General features: G+C 36.5%; 7 protein-coding genes. 4 read left to right on the top strand and 3 right to left on the bottom strand.

Annotated elements, in window-relative coordinates; translation table 11 throughout:
- Window positions 1-163: 163 nt before the first annotated feature.
- Window positions 164-592, bottom strand: coding sequence for a protoporphyrinogen oxidase HemJ (gene hemJ / locus OZD63_RS00090; protein ID WP_274979712.1), 429 nt, complete (start codon window positions 590-592; stop codon window positions 164-166).
- A gap of 55 nt (window positions 593-647) precedes the next feature.
- On the opposite strand from hemJ, the gene pdhA reads away from it, so the two are divergent.
- Together pdhA and OZD63_RS00080 are read left to right on the top strand one after the other, a co-directional pair.
- Complete coding sequence (gene pdhA, locus OZD63_RS00085) at window positions 648-1,628, top strand: pyruvate dehydrogenase (acetyl-transferring) E1 component subunit alpha (RefSeq protein ID WP_275007749.1); 981 nt, start codon at window positions 648-650, stop codon at window positions 1,626-1,628.
- Between the two features lie 383 nt (window positions 1,629-2,011).
- Entirely contained in the window at window positions 2,012-2,935 is a 924-nt protein-coding gene (locus tag OZD63_RS00080) for an RluA family pseudouridine synthase (RefSeq protein WP_275007747.1), read from the top strand.
- A 7-nt stretch (window positions 2,936-2,942) separates the two neighbouring features.
- On the opposite strand, the gene OZD63_RS00075 is transcribed toward OZD63_RS00080, so the two are convergent.
- The gene (locus tag OZD63_RS00075) at window positions 2,943-4,205 is read right to left on the bottom strand and encodes an MFS transporter (protein ID WP_274979710.1); all 1,263 of its coding nucleotides are present in this window, start codon (window positions 4,203-4,205) and stop codon (window positions 2,943-2,945) included.
- Between the two features lie 61 nt (window positions 4,206-4,266).
- Window positions 4,267-6,069, bottom strand: a complete 1,803-nt coding sequence (aspS, locus tag OZD63_RS00070) for an aspartate--tRNA ligase (protein ID WP_275007751.1) — start codon at window positions 6,067-6,069, stop codon at window positions 4,267-4,269.
- 197 nt (window positions 6,070-6,266) lie between these two features.
- On the opposite strand from aspS, the gene OZD63_RS00065 reads away from it, so the two are divergent.
- Both OZD63_RS00065 and ccmA read left to right on the top strand, forming a co-directional pair.
- Window positions 6,267-6,698: a hypothetical protein gene (locus OZD63_RS00065; protein ID WP_274979709.1), complete on the top strand. Its 432-nt coding sequence runs from the start codon at window positions 6,267-6,269 to the stop codon at window positions 6,696-6,698.
- Between the two features lie 3 nt (window positions 6,699-6,701).
- Window positions 6,702-7,325 (top strand): heme ABC exporter ATP-binding protein CcmA, encoded by a 624-nt coding sequence (gene ccmA, locus OZD63_RS00060; protein WP_155968378.1) that lies wholly within the window; start codon window positions 6,702-6,704, stop codon window positions 7,323-7,325.
- The last annotated feature ends 148 nt before the right edge of the window (window positions 7,326-7,473 follow it).

Genomic DNA, 7,473 nt, shown 5'->3' with positions numbered 1-7,473 from the left:
GTCAGTAGCCACCAGATTTTTTCAGTTCCTATGCAACAAAGCCATCCCAGTGTCAAGCACTGGGATGACAAGAAAGGGAGCACTGGAATTTTTATTTCAGTATTGTACATTAGCCATGCATCTGAACAGATACGAGCTTTCTGCTTTTTTTGGGTAAGGTCAGTCAAAAAGGTTTCACAACAACCATAATAACTATAACTATTATCAATACTGTAACTGCTTCATTTAAAACGCGAAAATAAATATGTGACTTCTTATTCGAACCCATTGCAAAATTTTTCCTATATTTTGCAAGTAGCATATGAATAATTAACATCAAAAGTATTGCAAATGCTTTTACATGAAACCATCCTTCACGATATGCTTCCCTAATAACCATTAGTGTAATTCCAAGACCAAGTGAGAAAAGCATTGCAGGGTTTATGATATATCTAAGTAGCCTCTTTTCCATTGTTTGAAGCAAGCTATCATTTTCCGATCCCGGTTTTACAGTTGCATGGTAGACATAAAGCCTGGGTAAATAAAGCATACCTGCAATCCACATGATAACAGAGATAACATGAAAAGCCTCAAGCCAGTGGTAATAGTTCATTAGCAAAAATTTAAAATTCCTGGTATTGTGTTAGTTTAATGAAAAAGAAATCGATATGAAAGCAGAAAACTTCACTAAAGAACAGATAATTGGATTCTACAGGAAAATGCTACTCATACGCAGATTTGAGGAAAAAGCAGGACAATTATATGGGATGGGATTAATAGGCGGGTTCTGTCACCTATCAATAGGACAAGAAGCAGTTGCAGTTGGAACTCAAGCTGCATCAAAATTAGGTGACGCTTTTATCACAAGTTATAGAGACCATGGCTTAATGCTCGCATGTGATTCTGATCCAAATGTTGTAATGGCAGAGCTTACCGGCAAAGAAACAGGATGCTCGAAAGGTAAAGGTGGTTCGATGCACGTATTTGACGTTGAAAAAAAATTCTTCGGCGGGCATGGAATAGTGGGAGCACAAGTTCCAATTGGCACAGGAATAGCATTTGCTAATAAATATAAGAAAAAAGATAATGTGGTATTTACATATTTTGGCGACGGTGCTGCAAATCAAGGACAAGTATATGAATCGTTTAATATGGCATCTTTGTGGGAGTTGCCTGTGGTTTACATCATAGAAAATAATGAATACGCAATGGGAACCTCCGTGCAAAGATCAACTTTAGTAACAGAGTTATATAAAAGAGGAGAAAGTTTTGGTATTCCTGGAAAACAAGTTGATGGAATGGATTTTTTCTCTGTTTATGAGGCTACAAGCGAAGCAGCGGAACACACACGCAGCGGAAAAGGGCCTATCCTGCTTGAAATGAAGACATATCGATATCGCGGTCACTCAATGTCAGATCCTGCTACTTATCGCTTAAAAGAAGAAGTTGAAGATATGAAGCAAAATCATGACCCTATAAGCACTTTAAAGAAATACATGACAGATAATAAAATGGCTTCAGAAGGAGAGTGCAAAGTAATTGATAAGGAAATACGTGATTTAGTAAAAAAGTCGGAAGATTTTGCCAAAAATAGTAAAGAACCAAGCGTTGATGAGCTGTATACTGATGTTTATAAATTTGTTAGCTAATTTTTTTATCCAGAACTGTACAAACATTGTATAGTAAACGATGTCATCCAAATAGCTCCTTCTCCCGTCATCCCAGTGCTCTGACTACTTGGATCCAGCTGAGTTGGTGAGTATAAAAGTATAGCTAACGCAAGCTCTACGTCATGCCGCCGCGAACCGTCATACCGCGATTCATTCGCGGTATCTCTAGATCCCGCTAACAAGCAACGGGATGACGGTTGTCAGGCTAGCTGTCATCTCAGTAGTCTCCTTCTCCTGTCATCCGAGTAGCTGACACTGGTTCCTTTATGACGGCAGTAGCCCCTTCGGTGTCATTCCAGTGCTTGACACTGGAATGACACCAATAATTGACATTTCACTAGATATTCATTATAAATAATGGAATGCTACAAAGTATAAAAACCATATTAATAGAAGACGATAACGTTAGGCTGGATAGGTACATCAGAAGAATCTTTCCTGATCTAAAGCAATCTGTAATTGAAAAATCTTTAAGGAAAGGATTAATCAAAGTTGATGATTGCAAAGCAAAGTCCAGTGATAGAGTAAATTCTGGGCAAACTATAACGCTGAAGCACTTGAATTATATTGAAAACGCTAATTCTGATCGCAAATATAATGAAAAGTTAGTGAATCTACTAAGAGAGAACATATTATATGAAGACGAATATATACTAGCCATAAACAAACCCGCAGGGGTCATCGTTCAAGGTGGCGCAAAAGTAAAGATTAGCATGAGTGATTTGCTTGACCAAATAAGAGAGGGAGAAACATTTAAAATTGTCCATAGGCTAGATAGAGATACGAGTGGAGTGATAATATTCGCACGCAACGCTAATGTTGCCAGATACCTTATGGAAGAATTTAAAGGACGAAGAGTAAAAAAAACTTATTTAGCATTAACTTCTGGCATACCGAGCAAGGATAGTGGAACAATAGACTATCCATTGGTGAAAAAATATGTTTCAGGTCAAGAAAAAGTGGTCGTTGATGAAAATTCACCTCAGAATGCCACTACGCATTTTTCAATTATAGCAAAATCCAAACACAATGTTGCTTATTTAAAATTACAACCAATTACCGGCAGAACCCATCAGTTACGTGCACATTTAGCTCATATAAATTGCCCTATTCTTGGTGACGGTAAATATGGTGGTAAAAAAGCTTTTATTGATGGGATAGCAAATAAAATTCACCTTCATTCGCATTCTTTATCTTTAAAACTGCCAAACAATAAAGAAATCACTATCACCGCTCCTATCACTAAACACATCGAAAAATCCATTGAAGCGCTATTTTTCGACTGAAACGATTTCACCAATCAACTTTTCTGTCTTTGGCTTTAATTTGAAGCACAGATATTAGGCTAATTAATGCGCAGGCAGTAAGATAAATGCCTGCTGCAAGTTTTGTTTCGGTTTTTTCTATAAGCCACATGCATATGTATGGAGAAAGGCCACCAAAAATTCCTGCAGATATATTATTTGCTAAGCTTACGCCAGTGCATCTTACTTTTGTTGGAAACAGTTCACAAATAACAGAGCCATATATTCCAAAAGATGCACCTACTGGTATAGTAATCAATAAGTAAGTTATTATTACGACATATTGGTTAACGGAAGATAATAATGGTAATACACATGTACCAATCAGAGATAGCATAATCAGTACAGGAATCGTTACGCGTTTTCTTCCAACTTTATCAGATAAAATTGCAAAAAGTACCGCAGATGCTGCAAATACAACCTGTATTACTATCCTCATTAAATCTTTAACACTAATAGATAAAATAACTAGCTCTTTTATTGATATATTATAAAACATTATTGCTGCGTAGACAATTGCATTCTGAGCAATTCCCAGATTGATTGAAATAATAAGCGGTCTTTTATAGTTTCTTACTAGTTCTAACAATGGTGAATGTGCTAAATTATTAGCGTACTTATTAGTTTTATATGCTAAGCTTTCTTTTAATATGTACCTAGTTAAAAAACCTATTGTCCCCAAAAAAAAGCAAAAATAAAAAAGCAACTTCCATCCCCATATTTCATAGTTCTCACCTGTAACTCTTTTGCAGATAAATATCATTGTTATGCATAAGAGCGTTCCAAGGGCTCCGCTAAAGGGCTTCATACTTCCTAAGAAACCTAGATTTTTTTTATCTTTTGAATGCTCTATCGTAAATGCTGTATTAATGCTTGTTTCACCTCCTGCAGTTATTCCTTGCACTATTCTACAAAACACAAGCAATACAGGTGAAAGCAACCCTATTTCTTTATACCCAGGTATAATTCCCATAATTGTGGATGATATTGAAATTAATATTACTGAAGTAAGTAAAGTCTTTCTTCTGCCATACTTATCTCCCATATAACCAAAAATTACTGCACCAATTGGTCTAAACGCAAAACCAATTGCAAAAACACCAAGGAATTTGAGTGTACTCAAATAATGATCTTCTGATGGGAAAAAAACGTTGATGATTGTATCTGTTAATACTCCAAAAAGAGTGAGTTCATACCACACAATCATGTTACAGATCATGCCCGATAGTATTGCTTTTTGGATATTATTCATGGTCTTTCAATTTAACATAACCTAATATATCATTAACCGGTGCTCCTTGCTATAAAATTTTTCATTCAATAACCTTCAAGGATAATTCACGTAAATGCTTATCCTCCACCTTGGAAGGAGCACCCATTAGAACATCTTCACCTTGCTGGTTCATAGGAAAACAGATTACTTCACGAATATTTGGCTCATCAGCAAGCAGCATAACTATTCTATCAACTCCTGGTGCTATTCCACCATGAGGAGGGACACCAAATCTGAATGCACGTACAAGTGCACCGAATCTTGTATCAACTTCTCCCCGGCTATAACCTGCAATGGCAAAAGCTTTATACATGATATCCAGTTTGTTATTACGAATCGCCCCACTTGACAGTTCTATTCCATTGCAAACAAGATCATATTGGTAAGCAAGGATATCCAGTGGATTTTTGTCCTCTAAATCTTTCAGACCACCGTGTGGCATGGAGAATGGGTTATGAAAGAAATCGATTTTTTTACTTTTATCGTCATATACAAAATATGGAAAATCAATGATCCAACAAAACTTGAAGATATTATCGTCTATAAGACTGAGTTCTGACCCTAAAAGAGTGCGTACTTTTCCTGCAATGTTTGCCGCCTCATTCCCTTTGTCAGAAGCAAAAAATACACTATCTCCTGGCTCTATGTTTGTTGCTTCTCTTATGTGGTTTAGCCTATTTTCATCAAGAAATTTAGCAATTGGGCCTTTCGCAGTTCCATCTTTATCAAACGTTATATATCCGAGACCCTTAGCACCGAATTCTTTTTGCGCATGTTCTATCTTTTTATCAAAGAAGCTGCGTGGTTCCTCTGCTGTTTTAGGTGCAGGGATGGCTCTCACTACCATACCACGCTCAATATTGCTTTTGAAAATATTGAACCCTGAATCACGAAAAATTTCTGTAACATCGCTGATTAATAGTGGATTGCGCAGATCTGGCTTATCAGAACCATATTTAAGCATTGCTTCTTTATATGTAATACGTGGAAAATCTTTATCAACAGACTTACGAGAAAATTTAGCAAACACTCTGTATAAGGTAGACTCAATAATCTGAAAGATGTCTTCTTGAGTTACAAAAGACATTTCAAGATCTAGCTGATAAAACTCTCCCGGAGAACGGTCAGCCCTTGCGTCTTCGTCACGGAAACACGGTGCAATTTGAAAATATTTATCAAACCCTGAGACCATGAGCAATTGCTTAAAAATCTGTGGAGCTTGCGGCAATGCATAGAATTTACCAGGATTTAGTCTGCTTGGCACCAAATAATCACGTGCACCTTCAGGGGACGAAGCAGTAAGTATTGGAGTTTGAATTTCCAACAACCCTTGCTCTATCATGAGCTTGCGGAGTTCTGCAATAATTTGTGAGCGCAGAATAATATTGTTGCGGGCTTTTTCACGCCTTAAATCAAGAAAACGATATTTAAATCTCATATTTTCCGGGTATTCTTGTTCGCCAGCAATGCTCGCTAATATACTTCTTTCTTCTTTCGCTATTTCTTCATCACGGTGGAACTCGACTTCCGATTCAACGTGCAAATTGCTAACTACAACCTCAATTTCCCCGGTTGCGATAGAGGTGTTTACCGTATCTTCAGTTCTAGCTTCAACTATTCCTGTAACAGTAATTACACTCTCCAATTTTAAATTTGATATCTCATCAAAAAAGTCTTTGTCATTATTAAATACTAGTTGAGTGATTCCATAGAAGTCTCTTAAATCAACAAAGATTAGGTTGCCGTGATCGCGCTTACGGTATAACCATCCAGAAAGGGTAACTTCCTTTTCTACATCATTCTTCCTTAATTCATTGCACATGTGAGTCTTGTAGCAGTTCATGTTTGTTTCACTTCTAAATTCTTTAAGAAGTATAGAAATAAACCTTACTACATACAAGCCCATTCGTCGGATATTTGTGCAATTTACGAAATAGAGCAGTATTACTTTTATACTGTCTTTACTCACACAAAAATTGCACAATTTCTATAATTATGGTATAATACAAGTGGCGCTTTGTAATAAGCTGAGTACAGAAAATGTCTTTCGGACAAATCATTATATGTAGTATAGCATTACTTGCTATAGTCAAAGTATTTCTCTTTTTGAGAAAAATATACAAAAATCGCATTAGAAAAATCATATTTCCTAGAAAAGTTTTTAAAGAAGAGTGGGAAGAAGACAGAAAATTCAATGAATTGTATCAAAAAAACAAGCAAAAAGAGTTGCTGAAGCAACAGGAAATGCTACGCGAGAAACAAAAAGATGTGCAAGTTTATAAAGAAGATCCAGAAATAGTTGACATAGCAAAACCGGTAGGTAAATGGACAAAGATGGTTATGATGGGTAATGGTTTAATGAAGCGTTTTGCACAATTGATACATAGCGAAGGCGGACAGAAAGGATTTTGGGAGCTGTTTGTTAAAGCTCAGGCTTCAACTCAAGGTAAACATAAGGGAAAGGGCAGATAATCCATGCTTGAATGTGAAAATTTATCCTGCGCTCGTAATAATAAGGTACTATTTAAGAATCTCAGTTTTAAAGCTGAGCTAAAATCAAAGATTCTAATCACTGGTCCAAATGGTAGTGGTAAAACCAGCTTAATTAGAAGTTTATCTGGACTTTTACCGCCGGTATCAGGCAATATAAGGCACTGCGGAAAAGATATATATGATGATCCAAAATCCTATATACCTTCTATGGTCTATATAGGCCATAAGAATGCCTGTAAAGATAGCTTAACTGTTGCTCAAAACGTAGAATTCTGGGCAGGAATACGAAATACTAGAGAATTGATTGTGGCAGCTATTTGTTGCTTGCAGTTGCAACCTGTACTTAATATTAGATATGGCGAACTTTCTGCAGGCTGGAAAAGGAGAGTTGCGCTTGCTCGCCTCTTGATTTCTAATGCAAACGTTTGGCTGATAGATGAACCATTTTGTAATCTTGATAGTGCAACGTGTGAATTAGTGCTGAACCTAATCTCAATACGCTCTGAGCAAAATGGTATAGTAATTATTACAGGGCATAGCTCTACAGAGCAATTGTGTGATTTTACAACGATTGATATACGTAATTTCAATAGACTTCTTGTATAGTTTTTGGCAACAACCGCTAGAAATAAAAAACTTGCTTGACAAACTCCGCCAGCCCCCCTATCATATACACTGAAGCTGTTTATTTATCTTCTCTGTACAGATTAAATGACAAAAAAACTCACGTATCTGGCGTCTCATGTTTAATTTT

This window comes from Wolbachia endosymbiont of Drosophila leontia (assembly GCF_028981785.1).
GTDB lineage: Bacteria > Pseudomonadota > Alphaproteobacteria > Rickettsiales > Anaplasmataceae > Wolbachia > Wolbachia pipientis.
This window is presented reverse-complemented; position numbering and strand designations above follow the sequence as displayed.